The following is a 25,402-nucleotide window of genomic DNA, read 5'->3' as shown; positions in this document are numbered from 1 at the left end:
ATTTGTCTTAGTGTAATCTAGTTTGTTTGGCTATTTATATTATTGTAATTATAGGTAGTACTTTTCTAATTAAATGTTCTCTATCTAAAGAGAAGAGTGTTATTGTACTAAAAAATAGATAAATATATGAAAAAAAATCTCTACGTTTTACTATTTATTTTGTCCCAAACTTTGTCTGGTTGGTCACAGGATATAAGCCAATTTCGGTATGAACATACAAATATTAAATTAGAAGATGGCTCGATTCATAAAGGAATTAAAATATATGGGTATAATGGAGAATACCCTCAGGAAGAATTTCGTTTTCCTGATGAGATTGATGGTATTCCTGTATTAAAAATATGGCAATTTGGAAATAGCCAGATAAAGGGTCGATTAATTCTTCCCAAACATCTTTTATCTATTGGCGAGAGTGCTTTTCAGATATGTGATCAATTGATTGGTGAGATTATTATACCAGAATCCGTTGTGGAGATTGGTGAAAAGGCATTCGAAGGTTGCAGAGGTTTTACTGGTCCACTTAATCTTCCTAAAAAGTTAAAATATTTAGGTGCTAATGCTTTCTCTGATTGTAGTAAAATTGTTGGACCGTTATATATTCCTGCTTCTGTCAAAGAGATTCCAGATAATGCCTTTACATGGTGTCGAGGTTTAAAAGGAGATCTTATTATACCTGAAGGAATAACGAGCATTGGAGATAATGCCTTCTCTCAATGTGAATCTTTGAATGGGACATTATCCATTCCCTCGACTGTTAAAAAAATCGGAGTAAATGCATTCGGTGGTTGTAGGAATATTACGGGAGATTTGGTCATCCCTAATGGAGTAAAAACAGTTGAGAGTTCTACATTTAATCATTGTGGCTTTGATGGACAATTGCATATTCCAGAAAGTGTTACATCCATCGGTCAACGAGCTTTTTACGAGTGTAATAACCTTATTGGTGCATTAACACTACCTTCAAATTTAGCTACTTTAAAAGAGGCCGCTTTTTTTAATTGTACAAATCTTAATGGGGCATTAACTATTCCTTCGACATTAGTAACATTACCAAAGCGGGCTTTTGAGAATTGTAATAATCTTATTGGTGATATTGTATTGCCAGAAGGGATAAGCACGATTCCAGAGCGTTGTTTTTATAATTGTCGTAATCTCTCTGGAGTACTACGTCTTCCGAGTAGTGTGAAGGTTGTAGAAAAAGAGTCATTTACTGCAAATAATTATAATAAGATTGTTTTTTCAAATCAACTGGAGAGTATTGGGGCTAATGCTTTTAAAAGATGTCACAATGTGACAGGATCTATAGATTTTCCAAAAACACTTAAAGTTATTGGTTATAGTGCTTTCGAGTTGTGTGAAAATATATCGGGAAATCTAATATTCCCTCCTTTACTTGAAGTTATTGGAAGTAATGCCTTTAAAGGCTGTCCAAAATTGGTGGGAGATATAACAATAGGCAAGAATGTAAAGACGCTTGGTTCTAATATATTTAATTCGTGTACGGGATTAACAGGGATTTTTACATTGGAAAGTTCTGCCTCTATGCCTATCACTACGATGCTCTTGAAATCGAATTTTAGTGAAATTAATATTCCTAATGGAGTAGTGAGCTTAGATAATGGAAGTGCGTTACCTCCTTTTAATATAAATAAATATTACAATCATATCTTACCTACAGATTTTCCTTTTTCGGTGAAGAAAGTGACATTAGGAAAAGATCTACGTTCGCTTTCAGGTAGCTTTTTTCAAGGATTTTATAATATTGAAGAGGTTGTATGTAACTCTACTATCCCTCCTACCATTACAGAAGCCTGTTTTGAACCTAAAGTCTTTTCTGATGCATCTCTTAAGACGTCATTGCCTGCGAAATACAAATCGGCAGATGGATGGAAGAAATTTAGTAACCTTAATTATAATGCTTCAGCTATCGATTGGGGGTATAAAGTATTTGTATATGAGGATGAAAAAGTTCGTGAAGAAGGTTTGATGGTTACTGGATACTGGGGGGATTTTGATGAAGATGCATTTGTTATTCCTACTTCTATTGATGGAAAGAAAGTGATTGCAATTGGAGCAGATGCATTTAAAGAAGACGGTGCTCATAAAATGAAAGGAGAGCTTGTCATTCCTGAAGGAATACGTGTGATTGGATCCTCTGCCTTTAAGAGTTGTACTAACCTTAGTGTACCACCTCGATTTCCTTCCACCTTATCAATTATTGAAGCGAGTGCATTTGAAGGCTGTAGTGGTTTATCGGGAGGTATTACTTTCCCATCGAATCTAAAAAAGATTGGTAATGCTGCGTTTAAAAACTGTAGTGGATTGGATCAAAATATTGTATTTGCAGATGAGGCCAAATTACAGTCAATTGGAGATAGTGCTTTTGAGTCGTGTTCTAATATTACAGGAGGGATTTCTATTCCTATAAATGTAGCCACAATTGGAAAGTTTGCATTTGCTCATTGTCGTAATTTAGATGGAGTATTAGAATTTAAGAAGGGGACGAAATTAAATAAAGCTGAGGACTTTGTTTTTTATGGTTGTGAGAAGTTAAAGCGAGTTAAAGGAGAAGAAGATTCTAGACTATACAATATTGGTGCTTTTGCCTTTGGAGGATGTAGTCAATTAGAGTTTGATTTCACTTTAGCTCATAGAGCCTTTAACATTGGTCCTGGAGCATTCTATGGGTGTCGGAATATGTATGGAAAAATGCGCTTGCTAAAGAAAAATCAACACGTTGGTTTAGGCGCATTTGTAGGTTGTACTAAGATGACGTCGGTGAGCCTTGGGGATTATGGTTATCCCAGTGGACCTATGGTATTAACCGCAGGAACACGAAAGGAAATGCTAGAGCTAATCCAAACCATTGGGGTGGATATGAATGATGACTCTTATGAATTAGTGAAGAGGTGTGCTTCTCAAAAAGGGATCTTGGATAGTGGATTAAAAAAGGTAACAAAGATAGTCTATTTTAATCAAATATCTGGGGCCTTATTTGCTGGATGTAACGACATTACTCAAGTGTTTTGCTCTTTCTCTAAGCCTCCAATCATTTCTAAAGATCTATTTGAACAGTCTGTTTATGATCAGGCCGAATTGCTTGTGTGCGATGTGAAATATTATCAGGAGTCAGAGGGATGGAGTCAGTTTAAAAATATCCTACCAGATCCATCTAAGTGGAGTACTGCACCATTTGTATATGATCATGGAGATATTCATGAAGAGGGGATCATGATTACATCATATAATGGATTAGATTTATCTAAAAGTATCGTAATACCCTCAGAAATTAATGGAAAGAAGGTGTTAAAGCTCAAAAAGGGAATGATCAGATACTATCATGCTCAGGGAGCTCTAATTCTTCCCAAAGGTTTAAGAGTTATTGATAACAATGTCTTTAATGATGCATGGATAACCGGTGATTTGGTTATCCCATCAAGTGTTGTAAGTATTGGAGATAAAGCTTTCTTCTCATGTAATCGTTTGGATGGTCAATTGATTTTTGAAGAAGGATCAAAATTAGAGACTATTGGAAAGAATGCATTCACAAGCTGTAGATTTAAAGGAGACCTACGTATCCCTGCATCTGTGAAATCACTGGGCGAAGGATCTTTTGATTGGTGTTATGATCTCGATGGTTCACTATATTTAGAGGAAGGAATACAGATTAAAGCCATACCTAACAATTGTTTTAATGGTTGTAAAAAGTTAAAGGGTAATCTAAATTTTCCTGAGACATTAATTAAAATTGGTGACAATGCATTTAGTGGTTGTGAAGCGATAACGGGAGAAATTACTATCCCAAGTACGGTTCAGTATATTGGGACAAGTGCATTTGAATCTTGTCGTGGATTAACCGGGAGTATCGAATTGCCAAGTTCGATAAAGAGTATTGAATCTAGTGTTTTTAAAGGATGTAGTGGTTTAAGTGGAGCACTCTCTTTGAACAACAACATTACTAGTATTGGCGAAAGTGCATTCAGGGGATGTAGCGGTTTAAGTGGAACTCTCTCTTTGAACAACAACATTACCAGTATTGGTGAAAGTGCATTCAGGGGATGTAGCGGTTTAACCGAAAATGTAACTATTCCAAGCAAGATGGTTGAGATTGCACCTTATAGCTTTTATGGGTGTAGTGGCATCGAAGGACTAACAATTCCAGAGGGAGTAACTCAAATTGGTACAGCAGCCTTTTATGAATGTAGTAATATTCAAGGGGCGTTGAATATTCCATCGACGGTTAAAGAGATTGGAGATTATAGCTTTACTTCCTGTCAAAAGATCGATGCGATTCACTTTGATAAGAGTAGTACATTGGAGAGAATTGGGATGATGAGCTTTATGAAATGTAAGCAATTGAGTGGGGTAATATCTTTTCCAAATACAGTTGTAGAGATATCTTATGGCGCTTTTGCTGCGGATCCGTTGGTTAATGGTAAAATCGTGATGCCAACATCTATAAAGTATCTTGGTAATGGAGCATTTTCACAAACCAATATAAATATTTTTACTATACAGGATAATATAAAATCACTTGAGATTGGTGGTTCTGTAAAGTTGGAAGATATTGAACCTGAATTGACATATTTCAAAGAATATGATGAGTTGTCTCGCCATAAATCACAAACTTTACCCAAGTCATTAGAAAAGTTCGTTTTAGGTAAAAATATAGAATGGATAAAAGGAGATTTTTTCCTATATAGTTGTACAAATATCGATCACGTTGTATCGAGAAACACTACACCACCTAAGTTAAGTGAAGGGTTTTTCTATGATACAGTTACTAGAGATGCTTTGCTTTCTGTACCGACCATTGAAGAATACTCAACCGCAACGCCTTGGAAGAATTTCAGAAATATTAAACAAGAAGGATCTACTGATGATTGGCAAACTGTTCCCTACTCATTTAAAGTCGGTGAAAACACGATAACAGGTGTGAAGATAGTAGGTTATACCGGAGGTTATTCTGATGAAGAGTTTGTTATTCCAACAGTTATTGGTGGAGATATTGTGTATGCCATCGGAGACAACGCTTTCAAAGATAATCATCTAATGAAAGGACAGTTAACATTATCTTCTAAAATACGTGAAATTGGTAAGTATGCATTTCAAAACTGCAGTAATCTAAAGGGGAGCTTAAAGGTTCCTGATGACGTATTGCGAATAGATGATTACGCTTTTGCGGGTTGTTCTGGCTTCGTAGGGGAATTAGACTTGAACTATGAACTAGAATATCTTGGAACAGGAGCATTTATGGAATGTTCGAGCTTTAAAAATAATATTACTATTCCATACAAACTTACTGAGGTGAAAGATCTTACATTCTATGGTTGTAGAAATATTCGAGACCTTAGTTTTTCGAGTTCTAAAAACATAAAGAAGATTGGTGTCGAAGCATTTGCAGGTTGTGCTATTGAATTACAGAGTCATACTTTACCAGCATCTGTAACTCATATTAGATATGGAGCCTTTGCAAAATGTAAGTTCTACAATAACTTTACGCTACCTCAAAATGTAACTCATGTTGGTTTTGGTGCTTTCTCTAATACCACATTAAAGAACTTAACCTTTCCTGATGAGATAAAAGAGGTTCATTTTGAAGATAAGTCTTCTGCAGAAAGTTATTTCTCATCTTGCGAGTATAGTGATATTCTTTCAGGGCTGAAACTGCATCAAACGATCATGTCTGGTAAGAATACCTTCTCTGAAGAATTGGAAACGATCACTATCGGAGAGAATATTACCTCTATGGACAATGGAATCTTTGATGGATGTGAGAAGCTATTAAAGGTAACGAGCATGAATCCTACTCCTCCAAGAATAACGAAGGGGTTATTTGAAGTAAGTGTTTATCGTTTTACGACATTATTTGTAAATGATAAATCGGCCTATCGTAAAGCAAATGGTTGGAAAGAGTTTGCAAATGTGGTTAATATAGATGAGTTGTCGGAATGGGAAACTTCAAGTGTTTACGAAACCAATGGTGACGGTAATACTCAATTTGTAGGAATACAGATAGATGGATTCAATGGCAATTATGATATGGAGTCGTTTGCTATACCTACTATGATTGACGGGAGGAAAGTCGTTAGTATTGGACCTGATGCATTTAAATTCAAAGTAAACCTGATGGGAACGCTTCACTTTCCTCGTACTTTAAAGACGATACATAAAGGGGCTTTTGAAAGAAGTCAATTTATTGTAGGAGATCTTGATATTCCTGCGAGTGTTGAGATAATTGATGAGAGCGCATTTAAAGGTTGCTCAGGATTGAATGGAAGACTGATTTTTCAAGAAGGATCTCAATTAAAGAAGATTGGTAAAAGTGCATTCCAATCATGTTCGAGTTTAAAGGGAGATATAATTATTCCTAACGGGGTAAAGACGATGGAGGATATGGTCTTCGCAAGCTGCACTGCATTGGATGGCTCTTTAACTTTACCTACAGATGTGACTAAAATTGGTAATAGTACCTTCATGTATTGTGAAAACTTAAAGGGTGAGATCTTTATTGGATCTTCTGTAGAAGAAGTGGGGAATGGTTGTTTTGCAGATTGTAAGAATATTACTTCTGTGAAGTTTGTCGAGGATACGAAGCTAAAAACTATTGGTGCACTTGCATTCTCAGGGTGTGATAAGCTCGCAAAGCTACCAGAGATTCCAAATAGTGTAAAATTAATTCATGTTGGAGCATTTAGCTACTGTAGTCAATTAAGTGGTGAGTTAAAACTACCGACAAGTATTGAAGAGATCGGAAAAGCGGCATATATAGGTACAGGTTACAATAAGCTTGTTATTCCTGATGAGGTCAATGAGATAAAGATGAATAGTTCAAGCGATTTTATTAATCCGAATTCGTTCTCTAATGCGAAGTTGTTGGAGTATTACCCGAACTATATAAAATTATTGAAAGAAGAAGGATGTATGCCTTCATCACTTCAAGACATCCATATTGGTCGTTATGTTACAGCTTTAGGAGATGATATGTTCAAAGGTTGTAGTGAAATTCAAAAGATTACAGCCATTCCAGTTTCTGCTCCATCGATTTCATCTAAATACTTTGATGCTAAGGTGTATAATAATGCGGTGCTGCATAATTCTAATCCTATATCATATGATAGTGCTAAAGGATGGAAAGACTTCACAAAGAGTCATATGATAATGAATCTTAGCGATTGGGAATATGAGGACTATGTATATGAAAGTAATGGAATTCGCGAAGAAGGTATCATAATAAATGGTTATCATGGACCTTTAAATACTCAAGCTTTTGTAATACCTAGTCAAATTGATGATAAAACAGTTCTTGCTATTGGTGATGGCGCTTTTAGTGAAAAAGAGGCTCGTACCAATAAATCAACTACCAATAAACACCTCAAAGGGGTACTCGTTCTTCCGAGTAATATACGATCTATTGGAAGTGCTGCTTTCGAAAGATGTGAGGATCTTACTGGAGCGCTAAATATTCCAACTTCTGTCCATTCGATTGGAGCATACGCATTTTATAGTTGTATTGGTATTGATAAAGAGTTGAATTTTGGTAGGAGTCCACAGTTGTCTTTTATTGGTCCTTACGCCTTTTATTCATGTACTAACATGAAAGGTGGAATAACAATTCCTTCAGGCCTCACAGCAGTTGAGGAGGCTACGTTCTTTGATTGTCACAGTTTGGATGGTACTTTGCTTTTTGATTCTAAAACAAAAATAAAGCGTATTGGAGCTAGTGCATTCTTCAATTGTAAAAAGATCAAGACCCTTCAAATAGAGGATAATTCAGCGCTAGAAGTGATTGATATGTTCGCCTTTGCTAGTTGCTCTCAGATGAATATAGACCTGAAGTTTATACGTAATGCAAAGACAATTGAGAGTGGCGCATTTTATGATTGTAGTCAATTAAGGGGAGATCTAACTATTCCTAATACGATAGAAGCGCTTGGTTTCGGGACATTTAGTGGTTGTCCAGATCTGAAGAAAGTACAATTCGAAGAAGGACTGTCTTCATTCCATTTTATTAGAAATAGTGAGGTGAAGCTTCGTATAATGTCTGCTGTATTTAATGGAGCGAATCTGTCTTCAGTTATTGCGATTAGTAAGCTAAAACCCAATTACTATAATACGTTCTTTAAACTGAGTCACTCATTTAACACTGCGTTGGAAGAGATAATATTACCATCGACTTTAACTGAAGTACCTGATGAACTTTTTGCAGGTATTACGACACTAGATGAAGTTATTTGTGATGCAGTTACACCTCCTGTACTACACGAAAATAGTTTCAATATGTCCAATGTAGACAAGGTGAAATTAACCGTTCCAATGAGTAGTATTGGTGCCTACAAAGCGGATGTATTATGGTCTAAGTTTTTTATGGACAAGTCATCTGCAGTCATTTCATTATCCAAAACTAGTAGTGTGAATGTTTATACTAAAGATGGTAATATTCAGATTGATAATGATAATGGTCTACAGAAAGTTGAGGTGTATAATATGATGGGAGTAAAGCTAAGCGAAAAGAGTTGTAGATCGAATAGTCTCTCTATTCCTCTAAATGGATCTTCTATCTTATTAATCCGTCTAATATTCCAAGATGGATCGATCAAAGTGGTTAAGATATAAGTCATTGTTATAACATAAGGGAGTTCTTCATGATATTCTATTTTGAAGAACTCCATATTTCTTTAAAACATAATAGGTCATTTGACTCAAAAGATATTGAGGTATGGTTATTCTTATGTAATAGGTTCAGTTCTAGCCCTATTCTTTTTGAATCAACCTTATATAAATAAATAATAAATCTATGATGAAAAAACTCTACACTTTACTATTAATGATGTCCCTTGCCCTTTCAGGATGGGCGCAAGATCGAGGTGATCTCAAAGAAGATCCCTCAGGAATATCTCTCGGGATTCACTCTATCCCTCAATGGGAAACAGAACGCTATCAATATGATAAAGGAGATATCCATGTCCGTGGTATAAAACTAGTTCGTTATATTGGAAGTGATAACAGAGAAGGAATTAAGATTCCTTCAGAAGTTCCTGGTGGTACTGTCGTAGCTATCGGATCAAATGTATTTAAAGGTGTATCGATGTCAAAAGGTCCATTGCAATTACCTGAAGGACTAGGGGTAATTGAAGATGATGCATTTAATGGGTGCTATAATTTCACTGGCAGCATTGTGATCCCTTCATCAGTTCAAATTATCGGTAAGGGAGCTTTTGAGAGATGTACTGGTTTCGATGGGGTTCTTCATCTAGGTTTATACCATGACTTAAAGATTATTGGTAAGGGAGCTTTCAAAAACTGTACTGGATTAAAAGAAATTATAGATATGCCATTGGGGTTAACTAACATTGGCCCTGAAGCTTTCCAAGACTGTAGTGGTCTAAGAGGTGTTGTAAATATCCCTGGACGTGTCAAGAAGATCGAGCCTTATACTTTTGGGTATTGTTCTGCTTTGGAAGGTGTTCGTCTGGCTGAAGGAGTTAAAGAGATCCAAAAGAGTGCATTTCTTGGATGTTCGAATCTTTCAGGTTACTTATACGTTCCTTCTTCTATCACAGCTATTGGGGATGCTAGTTTCATGAATTGTGTAAGATTAGAAGGAATTACATTTGCTGACTTTTCACAAACAGCTTCTTTGGGACACCTTGCCTTTATAGGCTGTACATCGTTGGCTAAGATTAATAGTCTATCCAATAAGATTACAAAAATTGGGGCTGGATGTTTTGCCAGATGTAGCCAACTAACAAAGGATTTTGTATTCCCCAATGGGCTAAAAGAGTTAGGATATGGTGCTTTCTCAGAAACCGAAATTAAAAATTTCACCTTCCCTAATGGGGTGACCGATATCTCTTTTTTCACTAAAGAACAACTGGTAGAGACAATCTCACATCGAGGCGATCGCAACCATATTATTAGTACTAAATGTTATGTGGAGTTGTTGTCAAGTGGTCGTACATTCTGCTCGACACTAGATAATGTGACTTTTGGTGAAAACGTGACCTCTATTGAATCAGGTATGTTTAATCAGATCCAAAACATCGCTACTATCACAAGTAATAATCCTATAGTCCCAACGATTGAAAAAGCATGTTTCAATAAGGATATATACAGTAAGTCAAATGTGGTTGTAAAGGATGAAAAGGCTTATGCAGCAGCAACAGGATGGAAAGAGTTTGAGTCTCTTAAGAAGGTGGTAAAACCAGATGTGTGGCAAGTAGAGGCATATGAATACAACAAAGGATCTATCCACGAGAATGGGGTGAAAGTTGTTACATATAATGGTAGTTTTGACCTATCTAATCTTGTTATTCCAGACATGATTAATGGACAGAAGGTTTTAGCTATTGGCCAGAATCTATTTGCTTCGAATATAGAATTAAAAGGAGCAGTAACTCTTCCTACAACACTTCGTGTTATTGAAGACAATGCTTTTAGCGACTGTTCAAATATCTCGGGATCAATATCGATTCCAGCCTCAGTTATCTCGATTGGAAATGGTGCATTTACTGGATGTAGTAACAATAACTTCGTGATAGAAGCAGGTTCTAAACTCCAAGAGATTGGGGTAAAGGCTTTCCATCTGTGTAGTAGCATGACTGGTAATTTGATATTGCCACAAAGCCTTACAAAGATTGGTCAGCAGGCCTTCTTTGCTTGTAGTGGGTTAACAGGTAATCTAACTATCCCTGCAAGTGTTCACGAAATAGGAGCGTTGAGCTTTGCTTACTGCTCCTCTTTAGAAGGATCATTAACCCTGTCTGAGGGTGTAGAACAGATTAAGGATGGAGCATTCTTAGAGTGTAGTAGCTTATCTGGAACATTAACAATTCCATCGACTGTTCACCAAATCGAGACGGGTGCATTTATGGGTTGTTTTGGTTTAACCCGTCTAGAGTTTGCTTCATTATCCAATTTAACTCAAATAGGTCACATGGCTTTTGCTAGTTGTGGTCAATTGTCTGGTACATTCGATCTGCCAAATAGTGTCGCTAAGATCGGAGGAGCAGCTTTCTTCGGTTGTATGAACTTACCAGTGGATATCACTTTACCAACAGGAATTGAAGCTCTTGGTTTTGGTGCATTTGAGGCTACAAAGCTTAGCTCTGTAACAATTCCTGATGGTGTGACAAGACTTGAGTATATAGATAAATCTACGTTTGAGAAATCCTTAAATGAAAATATACTAGGAGATTTCTTTACACAAACACTTGTCTTTAAGAATTTAAGTGCTAAGATCAATACCTTCCCTATGATTATGGACAAAGTAATCATGGGTAGTGACCTTAACTCTTTAGACCTTGGTCTATTTAATAACTGTCCAAATATAAGAAAGATAGAGAGTCGTAACACTACCCCTCCAGCAATTCATAATGACTTTTTCTCTTCGCAGGTATATAGAGTAGCAAGCCTAACAGTTCCTACACCTAAGCAGTATGCCACAGCTAATGGTTGGAAGAGATTTGAGGCATTAAAGAGTGTCCTTCAAAATTCAAATTGGGAGACAGAGCCATATGTGTTTGACAATGGAACAACCCATGAAGAGGGGTTAAAAGTTACTGGATATAGTGGTAAACAAGTTACGGATGATTTTACCATTCCAAATACGATTAATGGGAAACCTGTATTGGCTATCGGTGATCTAGCTTTTAGCTATTCATCGAAGATAAAAGGACGATTGATACTCCCTAATCGTTTAAGGGTTATCGAAGATCAAGTTTTTAGTTCATGTCGTAATCTAACAGGAGACCTGACGATTCCAGCCACAGTGGTATCCATTGGTCTGTCTTCATTCAAAGATTGTACTGGATTATCAGGACAACTTATCTTTGAGAATGGATCACAGTTGAAAACGATTAAATACAAGGCCTTTAAAGGCTGTGCTAATATGACGGGGTCGATTAATCTACCGTCATCATTGGAAATAATCGCTCATGAAGCATTTCAAGACTGTATTGGCTTTACTGGTGATTTGACAATTCCTTCTGGAGTATCTAAGTTGGAGCCATATTCTTTCGGTTACTGTACTGGTTTAAATGGAACACTAACGATCTCTGAAGGCGTTGAGATAATCCAGAAGAGTGCATTTCTTGGAAGTACAAATTTAACAGGGACACTACATATTCCTGCCTCTATTACAGAGATTGGGGATGTCAGTTTCTTAAACTGTAAGAATATCACAGCTCTCACTTTTGCCGCAGGTTCTAAATTGACTAAAATTGGTCACATGAGCTTTGCAGGCTGCGCTAGTATTTCAGGAACTCTAGAGATCCCTACAGGAGTAACTGAGATCGGTGGTGGTGCTTACTCAGGTTGTAGTGCACTAGCCGATGAGGTCATCCTACCTAATACACTTCAGAAGCTAAGTTTCGGTGTTTTCCATGCAACGAATATTACCTCCTTAACGATTCCTGATGGAGTCAAAAGAGTGGAGTTCGTTGATAAAACGGTGGTGAAGTATTTGGTGGACAATAGAGGTGATAAAGGACATGTTACAGGTACTAATGAGTATAATGCACTCTTCAATCAAGACAGTTCGTTGCCGAACACATTGAAGAACGTTACATTTGGTAACAGCGTCGTTTCTATAGACACAGGGATCTTTGATGGTTGTACAAAAATCACCGCTATCACCTCTGCAAACCCTCTTCCTCCTAGGATTGAAGTTGCTCTGTTTACTTCAGATGTATATGCAAATGCGAAACTTGACGTTCCTAGTAAAATCACTTATGCTAAAGCGACAGGTTGGAGTGAATTTGCTTCATTGAAAACAGTGGTAACACCTTCCTTTGCTTGGAAGACGGAAGCTTATACTTATGATAATGGATCTATCCATGAAGAGGGATTAAAAATTACAGGTTTCACAGGAACTCTTCCTAATGATGGTCTAGCTATTCCAAACCAAATTAATGGTAAAGATGTCTTGGCAATTGGTGATAGGGCTTTCAGTGAGTCGGCCAAAAGGTCGAGTGGTGCAGCAGTTGCTAATGCACTTAAAGGAGAAGTGATATTCCCGAACAAACTACGAGTTATCGAAGATTTCGCTTTCGATAACTGTATCGAGATGACTGGAGCCATTAATATTCCTTCGACTGTAGCATCAATCGGTGCTTATGCATTTTGTCAATGTACAGGAATTAATGGGCCCCTTAATTTTGGAGACAATTCTGCTTTGACTTTGATCGATGATGAGGCTTTCCATGGTTGTACTAGATTGTCAGGAAGCTTAACTATTCCAGCAGGCGTGGAACGAGTTGGTGAATTTGCTTTCTCTCAATGTAAAGGATTAAATGGTGTACTTAGATTTGCCTCACCATCCAAAATTAAAACTATTGATAACTTCGCTTTCTACTACTGTCAGAACATCAGAGAATTGATTATAGGTGACCAGGCTCGATTAGAGACTGTTGGACTAGCTACATTTGCAGGCTGTTACAATATGGGTGGATTCGTTAGCTTCTTGAACCATATCAAAGTGGTTGGACCAGCTGCTTTCTACTCTTGTGGAGAACTTAGAGGAGATCTAGTCATTCCGAATACCATCAAGTCGATCGGCTTTGCAGCTTTTGCATCTTGTCCATACTTATCTGATGTAACTTTCCAAGAGGGCATCACATCTATCGACTACAAGACAAGAGCATATATGATTAATGAAGTAGATGATTATGGTATTGGATTTGGGGAGAAAGCTTACAAAGTACTAAAGTTCTGTGTTGGTCAGAAAACCACATTCTATGAGACAATGGGTACCCTCCATCTCCCTTCTACTCTTACTGAAGTACCGGCAGAGATATTCGATGGCTTATGGTCTATTGATCAGGTGATATGTGATGCCGTAACTCCTCCAACACTATACAATAATAGTTTTGATATGTCGATGGTGGGAGATATACTATTGACTGTACCTAATAGAGCCATTAGCGATTACAGAGCACACGCCCTATGGTCGCAGTTCAGAATGGGGAAGATCTCAACGGATGTCAATCTATCTACATCTGCTGATGTGAAAGCCTATGTGAAAGATGGTGTTATCCATATTGACAATGCGGATGACCTTAAGAGAGTAGAAGCGTTTAATATATTAGGAATAAAGCTTTACGAACATGAATGCAATAGCACTACGGTAGCTATTCCATGTAAAGAGACATCGCTGCTATTAATACGTCTTACCTTTAAAGATGGATCAGTACATGTCCTAAAACGTTAATCGGTTTATCTACGATTGGCAAACATACCAATTGAATGATGAAATAATTTAATTGGTATCACTGCTGATATAGATAAAAAATAAAGGTGTTCTTCCTCATATCGTGGGAAGAACACCTTCTTTTTTTACATCTTACCACAAATAAAATAGGTGATGTGAATAGGGCAGAAGTACTGAAATATTTACTCGAACCTTCCAATACTCCCCCCCAACCTTTATGAGGTTCATCGTGTTAATATCACAGAGAGTCTCTAAGTTAAATTTAGAATACCTCTATCTCAAAACACTTAAACTATAGCAATCCATCAATTCTAAATACTGCACAATAGTTGTTTGGTCTCTTATTCGGTACTGATAAAACCAACTTATCTTGCTTCTGCTTAAACTGGACTTTATGCCCTCCAAGCATCTTAATCGAACGGATTGCTTCTTTATCTTTTAATGACGCGAAACCCAAAGAAGGAATCTCGATATCACCTTCCGCTGGATTCAATACAAACATATAAAGGTGGTCTCCTTTGGTTGTAAAGCGTACTTCATCATTGCCATATGCTGGAGATGACTTCGTTCGTGCATTAAAATGTTCTTTCTTCTTGTTCTTTTTCAAATCAGCCAAATTAACTTCTCCAATCTGACCACCATCTTTAGAAACCATTCTGGTCGAACCCAGATTGTCTCCATATACACTCCATGGTTTACTGGCATAGATAGCCTCCTTATTGGTATGTATCCACTGTCCCACTTCATCAAGTATAAGTTTGTGTGATGGAGGAATTGTACCATCAGGATATAACTCTACATTCAACAAAAGATTACCATTTTTGCTGATAATATCCGCCATGTTCTCAATAACCGTTCTAGTATTATGACGAATTTCTTTATCTTCTTTGTAGAACCAAGAACCGAAAGTAAGCGTTCCTTGCCAAGGTACGCGAAGAATCTCATTGGTTCCACCTCGCTCTACATCTTTTACTGTCGCAGGTTCGTTACGAAACTTACCAGCAACAACAACATTAACCTTGCCACTCTTCTTCATGCTATTGTAGTAGAATCTACGACATAGTTCCTTTCCATAACTGTCATATGGAAACTCATGACCATCAAACCATAGCATGTCTACATCATATTTAGTGACCAACTCAGTATGGCGATCTAACCAATTTTGGTCCACTTTTTTGTGCCATGCTGGAGTTCGCTTTTCAGGTGGTACCCCATATAGATCTGCTGGATCTAATCCTTCCCACCATTTGCCTATACCATCCTCTTTGGTCATATACCCATCATAATGGACACCTTTCTTAGGACCACTTTTATCAGAACCAAACGCTGGTAACCACCACCTTTTGTAACGATCATCATGAGAACTTACACAATAAGGTATATGATATCTCTTTGCAGCCTTATTAAACTCTCCAATGATATCTCTGTGAGGCCCAACATTAACGGAGTTCCAAGGATGGTATGTTGAGGCGAAGTTATCGAAGTGATCATGATGACTCGATAACACCATTAAATATTTAGCCCCAATACTCTTAAAATATTTGGTTAATTTATTCGCATCAAGGTTTTCTGCCTTCCATGCATTGGCAACATCTTTGAATCCAACCTCAGAAGGGTGACCATAGGTCTTATTGTGATATGCATAAGCATTCTTTCCCCATTTTTCTCTACCAACATCCTCCTGATACATATGTCGTGCATACCATCCACCTCCTTTTGATGGTTGTGTTTGTGCACCCCAATGAAGCCAAATACCAAAGCGGGCCTCTGTAAACCATGTGGGAAATTCATAATTCTTCGTAACCTCTTCCCATGTTGGGTTTTCAGGAGTAGTTATTTTCTTTTTGCCATGTGTGATATGACCGAAAGCCATAAAACAAAGTGCAAGGACATAGGTTTGTAATCTACAATGTTTCATTTTTATTTACATTAGTTTGAATTTAAAATAGATTTAGTTACATTCATTTCAATCGATTGAAATGAATATGTGTAATTTAGAAATAAATTGAATAATAAACTATTATGAATAATATTTAATTTTAATCATCGACCATATATTGAAGTCGTACCAGGTGGAGAATAGAGGAGAAAAGATTTAAAAAATAAACCTTTCCCTAGACATCCAATGTGATATTGGGAATGTGAAACTCCTCTAGTATGATATTTATATGCATTGAATTTAAGGTATGTTGAATTGCATTGTATATGCTATTGATTGGGCGTTATGTGTTACGTATGTTATACTTTAAACTATAATATTGTCAACGAGAATTAAACCATAACAATAACAAAGAAGATAAACTATGAATAGGAAAAACTTGATATTGATTTCAGGTCTGCTAATGTTTTCTTTTGGTGCGATAGCCAAAAAGAAAAGTAAGCGTCCAAACATTCTTTTTATTATGTCAGACGACCATACTAGCCAAGCGATTGGTGCATACCATAGTCGTCTAGCCCCTCTAAACCCAACCCCAACGATTGATAGAATCGCTGAAGAGGGCATCCGTTTTGAGAATGCCTTCTGTACAAACTCGATCTGTACTCCTTCAAGAGCTTGTATTATTACAGGACAGTATAGTCAAACCAATGGTGCATTAGATCTAGGATCAAAGCTTCCCGTCGAAAGACAGTATCTCCCTTTAGAGATGAAAAAACTAGGGTACCAAACAGCAATTATTGGAAAATGGCACCTTCACACCAAGCCTGAGGCTTTTGATTATTACAATGTTCTCCCAGGACAAGGACGATATTTCGATCCTGTTCTTCAAGAGAAAGGATCAAATGATCGTGTGACTAGAGAAGAGTATGGAAAGAAAGGTTATAAGAATGAGTACATTGAAGGGCGAATTTATAAAGGACACTCTTCTGATGTTATCACCGATATCTCACTCGATTGGTTAGAGAACCAAAGAGATAAAAGTAAACCATTTCTACTACTGCATCACTTTAAAGCACCGCATGATCTATTCGAATTCAACCCTAAGTATAAGGACTACTTAGAAGACACCTTTATCCCTGAACCCTCTAGTCTCTATTACTGCCCTGATCATGGGTCTGTAGCAACACGTGGTGTGAATGATCAACTACGTGACACCATCGGTACGAGTGTAGGCCGTCGCAATATAATGCGTAATATGGGGCGACACATGAGAACTGATAAGTCATTATCTGATCTTGAGTATAAACACCAAGCGTACCAAGAGTATCTTAAACGTTACTTGAGATGTGTCAAAGGGGTAGATGATAATGTAAAACGTCTATTCGACTACTTGGAAAAGAACGATTTAATGGATAATACCATCATTATTTATACTGGGGACCAGGGGTTTAACTTGGGAGAACATGACTATATCGATAAGCGTTGGATCTACGAAGAGTCTATGAGAATGCCATTTATGGTACGTTATCCGAAAACAATCAAACCCAAAACAGTGACCGATGCGATCATCAATAACACTGACTTCGCCCCAACGATCATTGATATGGCAGGTGGTAAAGTTCCTAGCAAGATGCAAGGCCACAGCTTTAAGTCTATCCTAGAAACAGGAGAGGAGCCTAATGGATGGCAACAAGAAACTTATTATCGCTATTGGATGCATATGGCACACCATTGTAATCCAGCCCATTTTGGTATCCGAACAAAGCGTTATAAGCTGATTCTTTTTTATGGAAAAGATTACAAGAAAAGAAAAACAGGAAAAAAAGGTTTAAGTGCGATGCCTAAATATCAAACGCCAGTAGCATGGGAATTCTACGACCTGCAGAAAGATCCAGGCGAAATGGTTAATCGATATGATGACCCTAAATATGCTTCAGTTATCAAAGATCTAAAAGTCCGTCTGAAAAACAAACGTAAGGCACTTAATGAAGAGGATAACAACTATCCTGACCTTAAAAAGATTATTGAGGACAACTGGAACTTGTAATCATATAGAATAGTAATAGTACTTAAAGTAGTCGCTTTTAATAGCGACTACACAGGGACCATATACGGTAAATAATTATCGTTTATGGTCCCTATTATTTTGAAATAGAGTATTACTTTTATAACTGAAAAATGTTTCACTTTATACTATTATTCTGAAATAGAGTATTACTCTTGTAATCGATAATTATTTCATGATACACTATTGAAGAGTATTGTTTGTGGAGATGGATAATCAATAATGCATATAATATACAGAGATATGTTTAGTGACAGCACCATTATTTCTATTTAAAAAACGGTAAACGGTAGTGTAAAGACGGTGTAAAATAGACCTCTTAGCTACCTCCTCCGTACTTCCTTATACCTATCAGGGTATAAGTAGGTAGTTAAGAGGTCCCAAGTTGGTGTAGCAAAAAGGGGGGGATGAGAGCTTTAATTCTTACATCTTCTAAATCAACTCTTTCCATGTATACTAATTTAAGAAAATTTAGACAGAGTTAATTTTACACCGTCAAGCTTGTTATTACTATGATGATACTCTTGAATGAAGGGTAGATGGTATCGTGTGCATGGCTGTCGCTCGTTTGAGGGTAGATGGGGTATTATAGCTTATAAAAAAAGGGAAACAGATCAGAAGATCATTTCCCTTTTATTGGTGTGCCATGCATGTAAATTAACTAATCGGTGCAAGTCCGTAGTGGAGGTTTGTAGAGCCAACCACCTAGCAGAAGGCAAGGGTGCTTATCGTGAGGTATAACCTGAAGGAAGCCGTATGCAAAACTCTGATCCGAGGTATACGAATCTCATTAGGCGGTATATAACTGGATAAGCTTGCCAAACAAAGTGAAGTCCGAATTCTACACGGAGTTTATACCGTAGATGTGGCGGATAGATGGAGTGAAAGTTAATTTCCTTACCATGGGAGGTCTCACAGATGGATACAGTGTATTTTTTTCCTGTCCATTCACAAAAAGTTAACTGTGAGAAGTCAGCCGAGGTCATAGTACTGTATCCACTTTACAGGAAGGACTGAATCTTAAATTGTTCATAATACAGACTGTTACCTAATGAAGGGATCAATGCAGAAAATATCGGAAGATAGCTACTTGAGTGAAGGTAGAGCGGAACTCGATAATAACTCAAGAGCGCACACTTTCAATGGGATAACTGAAGCCATTATGAAAACGACCATTACAACAGATAATTTATTAGAACGAGTCCTAGAATCAGATAACCTAAATAAGGCTTATTTACAGGTTTATCGAAATAAAGGGAGTCATGGAGTTGATGAGATGCAGGTGGAATCCTTAAAAGATTATCTCAGATTTCATCGAAAAGTTTTAATAACAGAACTACGAAAAGGTAAGTGTTAACCCGATGGCGAATTATCATTATTTCATGCGGCATATTTGATCGGAGTTTTGAAGAGCAAAGCGTATGAATATGCTAATACGAGGAAAAAGTATTGGCGCATTTCATTTCAAAGAGTCCAATTCTACAAACGACTATAACGAATAAGAATTTGGAGAAGGCAGGCTATATTACGCTAAGTGATTATTATCAGAAAGTAAAGTCGTGATTTAGGGAGTCGCCGTATACGAGACCCGTACGTACGGTGGTGTGGGAGGTGTACTGGAAGATTAAATATCTTCCAGCCATCTACCCGATTTTTTAAACCGTACGGTTTAAATGGAATCTAAAAATTACAGAAGTTATGTTGTGTTGTACTTTTCAAGAGGCGTTAGAATTTAAAGCTTGCCTTAACACCATATCTTGGATTGTACCCTTTTTCGTAGCCAGCAAAGACGCCGAGAGAGCCAAATAAGAAGATGTTATTTAGACTATACCCTACTTCCACATAGTTTTCGTGAAGGCCACTCTTAAGATAATTTACAGAGATCGATTCTTTCATCAGTGTGTTGTTAAGATAGGGTAGATATTTTAATAGAATATATTGTGTTTCGTAGGAAACAAATGTGTTAAAGTACCACTCTTTTTCGTTTAGTGAATAGTCCTTTGGTATCATGAATCCAATGTTTGATGGATCAAATTGCGTGATAGAGAAAGGGACCCTTTGGGTACGGAAACTATTGAATTCAGAGAAATGAGATACGTCCCATAGTTTTCCTCCTGATACAGTATAGTTAAATGATGCATCATATCCTGTTTCAACCTGTTGTTTGATCTCCCCCCAAAGGTGCTTGTACTTGCTTTCTGTATCTAATGCATCGATAGCAATGTTCTGTTTGAATCCAACGGTGAATGTTGGATAGTTTGATCCTAAATGGCGTTTGCGCTTATCTTTTTTATCTAAACGATAGAACATTCTAGGTGTATAACTTAATTCTACAGTGTATCCACTTGCATCGGAGTCGGCTAGCATATCTGGTGTGATATCCCCATTTTCAGGGGTGTTAGAGTGATATGGATCATCTTTCTTGAAAAAAGAGTAGTCGGTGTTATTCTGCTGTTGTTTTCGAGACTCATATTTCAGACCCGCTTTAAACACCAAACCATTTGTGATATCTATCTGATTGTTTAAGCTGATGTAGTCAGATTGATAAAAACGACGATAATTGTCTTTGAAGAATAGGGCTGTGACTTCATCCACAAAAACATTCATTCCATCGTCTCCTTTAAAGTCACGTGTTACTGATCCAACGTCCCAAGAGAAGGTTCCTCTACGTCTCCAATTGTACTCTTTGGTTCCGTTCCAAGAGAACATCCAACTTTTGGACGAGAAACCATACCCCACTTTAAGTTTAGAATTTATTCTCTTGTAATCATTGTCGTATCTAAGACCTGTCCACAACATCCATCCGTTTACAGGATTGAAGAAGTTCTCTACTGTATTGGACACACCTGTAAAAGCAAACTGTACGCTATCATCTTTACTTTTGTAGATGTTGAGGTGAACTACTGATCCTAAGATTCTACCTACGACACCTGGTTCTTCATCTTTACTCTCTTTGTCATCGTCACTCTTTGTCGCTAATGCCAATGATTGTATAGAGTCTTGTTTCGCAACATATGTTTTCTGTTCAATAGATAGAGGAATCGATCGGTTCTGCTTCCAGAATTCATCTCCTTTTTTAGAAGCAAGTGTATCTACCTTGATGTGGTGGTTATCGACAACTTCAAGAGACGGTTTATCGCTTGTGCCATTCTCTTTTGCTCTCTCTTGTCGATCAATTTTATTTGATAGCTTTGAGATCCGTACAAGATCTCTACGAGATAGATCTTCTTTCATTAAAAGTTCGTCGAGCTTCTTTTGTTCTTTTGAGACCTGTTCATTCTCGGCTTTCTGTTGTGCGACTGCATCCTCTTGTGCTTGCATTTGAGCATAGTATTTCTCTAAGAGGTATGGTTGTTTTAGGTTGTTGTTTAGTTCAACACTATTATACTTTATAGAAGATACATAGTCAATCTTAAGCTTTGCGCCAAGGTATGAGATATCAAGATATATCTTGTTCTGGGTAGGCATATATGCCTCTTTTCCCATATCATTATATACTTGCTCCATTCTAAAGTCACCAATATTTTGTTTGCTCTTAAGGTTAACAGAATATACATTCCATGTGTTATCGAAGATGCATATCTCTCCAGAAAAGCACTGTTTGTTGTTGTTACGAGGAGTAATACGGATCTTGTTAACATTACGATCTCCCACGGTGAAGTAGCCTAGGTAGGCAAATTTATAGTAGGAGAATGCGCGTGGTGAAAGGGGGGATATCAGTCCGTTGGCATCCTCGTATATACTCATATTGAAGAACTCAATAGGGTCTACTGTGTCATCCATAAAATCTTTAGGTCCTACGAAATTAACTGCTTTAACTGTCTGTTCGTAGTGGTTTGGTTGGCTGAAATTCACATGACTCATGTTCTCTATAGAGAGAATGTCTCCCTCTTTGACTTTATTGCTTTCGTCGTCGCTATCGATCATCTTCTGAATAAGCCAAGGGATCTTATCGAACTTAATTGCACCTCTTAGATATACATCCGCATCGTATTTCTCGACCAATTTCTTGTAGTAAGAACTCATTACAATTGCATTCTTCATGATCGAAACAGCTGGATCCTCGCCACCAGAGTATACTCTGACCTCCTTGACCTGTACCTTCTGTTCTTTAAGGGTAACCTCTAGAATAGATGAGGTAGGAATGGTAATTTCGATCTCTTTGCTTCGGTATCCCATGTAGCTGAATACCAAATGGTATTTCCCCGTTGGGATATTGATTGAAAAATCACCATCCGCATTGGAGCTAGATCCTGTTTTGCTTTCTTTGATAAAAATCGAAGCATATGGAATACTTTTACCATCTGCTCCTGATACTTTTCCTTTTAGAGTATGCTCTTGTGCAAAGCTCGGAAAGGAGATAATAATGAAAAGTAGTAAGGATAAAATCTTTGTAATGTTCATAAGTGAGTTTTGGAATTATTTTATTATGGTTATAACATTCTGATATGACAACCATTTGTTTTCATTATTATTAGACGCCTATAGTGTGTAAATGTTACAAATGGGGTTTGAAAAAGATATTTATTCTTACAAATGTCTTTTTATGATATTATTATGTCTATGAATAAGTATCTTTATTGATATAAAATAGACCGTTAATTATTGTGGATCAAAGCGTAGTGTTACATTAGTAGTTCGAGACCTTCATAAGGTTATCGGCTATGTTTGTCGGGATAATAACAGGTATTCATGAAAATAATTATTGATGTAAAAAGAGTTCGATTTTATGAAAATATATTCTCTACAGTTGTTAAGAGCAATAGCTGCATGGATGATTGTTTATCATCATCTAATGCAGACCTTTTTTGATTTTAAGAGTGATAGTATATTGGGGTGGTTTTTTTCTAATAAAGGTAGTTTTGGTGTAGATGTCTTTTTTGTATTAAGTGGTGTCGTTATGTACCAATGTATACAAAATAGAAATTATAACGCAAGACAGTTCTTTGTAAAGCGTATCATGAGAATTGTTCCGGTTTACTGGTTTTACACTCTTCTTATTTCGCTGCTAATCTATATTCTACCGACAATCTTTGATTATACAAGTTTTGATATCATAAGTTTAATAAAGTCTTTACTGTTTATTCCCTTCGATAATCCATCAGGAATAGGTGTTTATCCTATTCTTACGGTAGGGTGGACCTTAAACTACGAATTCTTTTTTTATATGTTAATCGCTTTGGTATTGAGTATGTCCAATCGGAGGGTGGCATTGAAGGTAAGTATCTGTATGACCTTAATGCCAATACTTAGTTTCTTTTTACCTTCTCATCCTATTTGGATGTGGGTCATTAAGTCACCGTTATTATACCAATTTATTGTAGGTTTATGTATTGCCGATATGTATAAACGTTATGGTTGTTATATTAATGAGGTGAGTAGGTCCTTGAGACTAGTCATTTGCATAGTGTTATTGACTGGTAGTGGTTTATCTCTATTTATGCCTGAGATTAGTGGGGTTTCAAATCCGTACATCATTTTATCAACAAACACGGCAAGTGCATCTTTATTGGTTGGTATGTTTATGATTATGGAGGGATTATTGTCCTTTAGTGGGAAGATACCTAGTAGACTATTGAAATTAGGTGATATATCTTATTCGACTTATCTGTGTCATTCTATTATTGAATCTTTAGTGCTGTATGGCTTTATTGTCTTTGATATTAATATTGAAGACTACTTATTGACTGCTGTTTTGATAACAACTCTATTGGTATATTGGAGTAGTGTGTTATCATATCGATATATTGAAAGGGTATCTATTTCGATAGGTAAAATGATGGTCCATTAATAAAAAGCCTCTGTTTTTATGAGAAAAACAGAGGCTTTTATATATATCGTATCCCTTTGAAAGAGGGGGTTGATCTATTTGAATAACTTGCTTAGTTTATGGATGGCATGGGGTAAACAGAAGATAATAACACGATCATCTACCTGTACTTGTGTTGCTCCATTTGCAATAATCCCTTCGTTTGCACGAATGACTCCTCCAACACTTACCCCGTCAGGAAAGTGGATGTCTTTAAGAGGATTCTTTGTTATTCTAGCATGTGGTTTGGCAACAAATTCAAATACTTCTGCATCGGATGCCGTTAAACACTTCACGTGGGTCACCTCTGTATTCATCGTAAAACGATAGATATAACTTGCAGCAATACGTTTTTTATTGATTACTCCACCAATACCAATATTCTCAGCAAAGTCGAGATAGTCCATATTCTCTACCTCTGCCACTGTACGTTTTACTCCCATCTTTTTAGCCATCTGACATGATAGGATGTTGGTCTCGGCATTTCCTGTTACAGCAACAAAAGCATCTACCTTATCGATGCCTTCATCTTTGAGTAGGTCGAGGTCACGACCATCCCCATTAATCACCATAGCATCATCTAGTTTGGATGCGATCTTATGGCTTCGTTTCTTATCGGCTTCGATGATGGTCACCTTGAATTGGTCTTTCAATCGAAGGGCAGTTTTTACACCAATACGACTACCACCTAATATCATGATATTCTTGATATTGTATTTGTGTTTTCCTGCTCTTTTAAGGATCTCATCCACCTTATCTTTTTTAGAGATAAAGAAGACCAAGTCATTAAGAAGTATTTGATCACTTCCGGTAGGGATAATAGTTTCTCCATAGCGACTAATGGCAACCACACGGAAGTCGGACAGTGTTTCAGACATCTCTGCCAACGTTTGCCCAACGAACTCCCCACGTTCACGAATCTTGATACCAAAGAGAATAAGTTGTCCTGAAGAGAATTCCAGTACCTGTCTGGTGTTGGTGAGCTTGATGTACTCTACAATCTCTTTCGCTGCAAGATGTTCTGGGTAAATCAATTCGTCGATCCCCATACGGTCGAACTTCTCTTGATTGTGTTTAAACAGATACTCTTGGTTATCGATACGGGCAATCGTCTTCTTTGAACCTAAATCTTTTGCCAATTGACAAGCAATAAGGTTACGCTCTTCATAAGGAGTCACGGCAATAAAAAGGTCCGCTTGAGCAGCACCACTTTCACGTAGATCACGAATTGAAATAGCTGATCCTTCCACCGTCATCAAGTCAAGTGATGAGGCTAACATCGATAATTTTTCTTCGTCTTCATCTAAGACCACTATATCGTGGTTTTCGAAAGTGAGCATTTTGGCAAGGTGACTGCCGACCTCCCCTGCTCCTGCGATTACAATATTCATAGTAACTTTCCTAGTAATTAATTATAACAGTATGTACCGTTGTAGAGAC

General features: G+C 37.2%; 8 protein-coding genes. 5 read left to right on the top strand and 3 right to left on the bottom strand.

The genetic code is table 11. From position 1 onward, the window contains the following. Positions 1–126: 126 nt before the first annotated feature. Positions 127–8,616 (top strand): leucine-rich repeat domain-containing protein, encoded by an 8,490-nt coding sequence (locus tag K5X82_07610; GenBank protein QZT38757.1) that lies wholly within the window; start codon positions 127–129, stop codon positions 8,614–8,616. Between the two features lie 181 nt (positions 8,617–8,797). Then, on the top strand, positions 8,798–14,209 hold the full coding sequence (locus tag K5X82_07605; GenBank protein ID QZT38756.1) for a leucine-rich repeat domain-containing protein: 5,412 nt from the start codon (positions 8,798–8,800) through the stop codon (positions 14,207–14,209). Positions 14,210–14,501: 292 nt separating this feature from the next. On the opposite strand, the gene K5X82_07600 is transcribed toward K5X82_07605, so the two are convergent. Next, positions 14,502–16,127, bottom strand: coding sequence for an alpha-L-fucosidase (locus K5X82_07600; GenBank protein ID QZT38755.1), 1,626 nt, complete (start codon positions 16,125–16,127; stop codon positions 14,502–14,504). A gap of 385 nt (positions 16,128–16,512) precedes the next feature. Between K5X82_07600 and K5X82_07595 the strand changes: the two genes are divergently transcribed. Together K5X82_07595 and K5X82_07590 are read left to right on the top strand one after the other, a co-directional pair. Continuing rightward, complete coding sequence (locus K5X82_07595) at positions 16,513–18,135, top strand: sulfatase (GenBank protein ID QZT38754.1); 1,623 nt, start codon at positions 16,513–16,515, stop codon at positions 18,133–18,135. A 1,081-nt stretch (positions 18,136–19,216) separates the two neighbouring features. Continuing rightward, positions 19,217–19,510, top strand: coding sequence for a hypothetical protein (locus tag K5X82_07590; GenBank protein QZT38753.1), 294 nt, complete (start codon positions 19,217–19,219; stop codon positions 19,508–19,510). 368 nt (positions 19,511–19,878) lie between these two features. Here K5X82_07590 and K5X82_07585 read toward each other — a convergent pair whose 3' ends face one another. Further along, positions 19,879–22,557 (bottom strand): DUF5686 and carboxypeptidase regulatory-like domain-containing protein, encoded by a 2,679-nt coding sequence (locus tag K5X82_07585; protein ID QZT38752.1) that lies wholly within the window; start codon positions 22,555–22,557, stop codon positions 19,879–19,881. Positions 22,558–22,882: 325 nt separating this feature from the next. On the opposite strand from K5X82_07585, the gene K5X82_07580 reads away from it, so the two are divergent. Then, positions 22,883–23,944, top strand: a complete 1,062-nt coding sequence (locus K5X82_07580) for an acyltransferase (protein QZT38751.1) — start codon at positions 22,883–22,885, stop codon at positions 23,942–23,944. A gap of 74 nt (positions 23,945–24,018) precedes the next feature. Here K5X82_07580 and trkA read toward each other — a convergent pair whose 3' ends face one another. Next, positions 24,019–25,353 carry a Trk system potassium transporter TrkA gene (gene trkA, locus K5X82_07575; protein ID QZT38750.1) on the bottom strand — a complete coding sequence of 445 codons (1,335 nt, stop codon included), beginning with the start codon at positions 25,351–25,353 and terminating at the stop codon, positions 24,019–24,021. Positions 25,354–25,402: the final 49 nt, after the last annotated feature.

The sequence above is a fragment of the Prolixibacteraceae bacterium genome (assembly GCA_019856515.1).
Taxonomy (GTDB): domain Bacteria; phylum Bacteroidota; class Bacteroidia; order Bacteroidales; family Prolixibacteraceae; genus Halosquirtibacter; species Halosquirtibacter xylanolyticus.
This window is presented reverse-complemented; position numbering and strand designations above follow the sequence as displayed.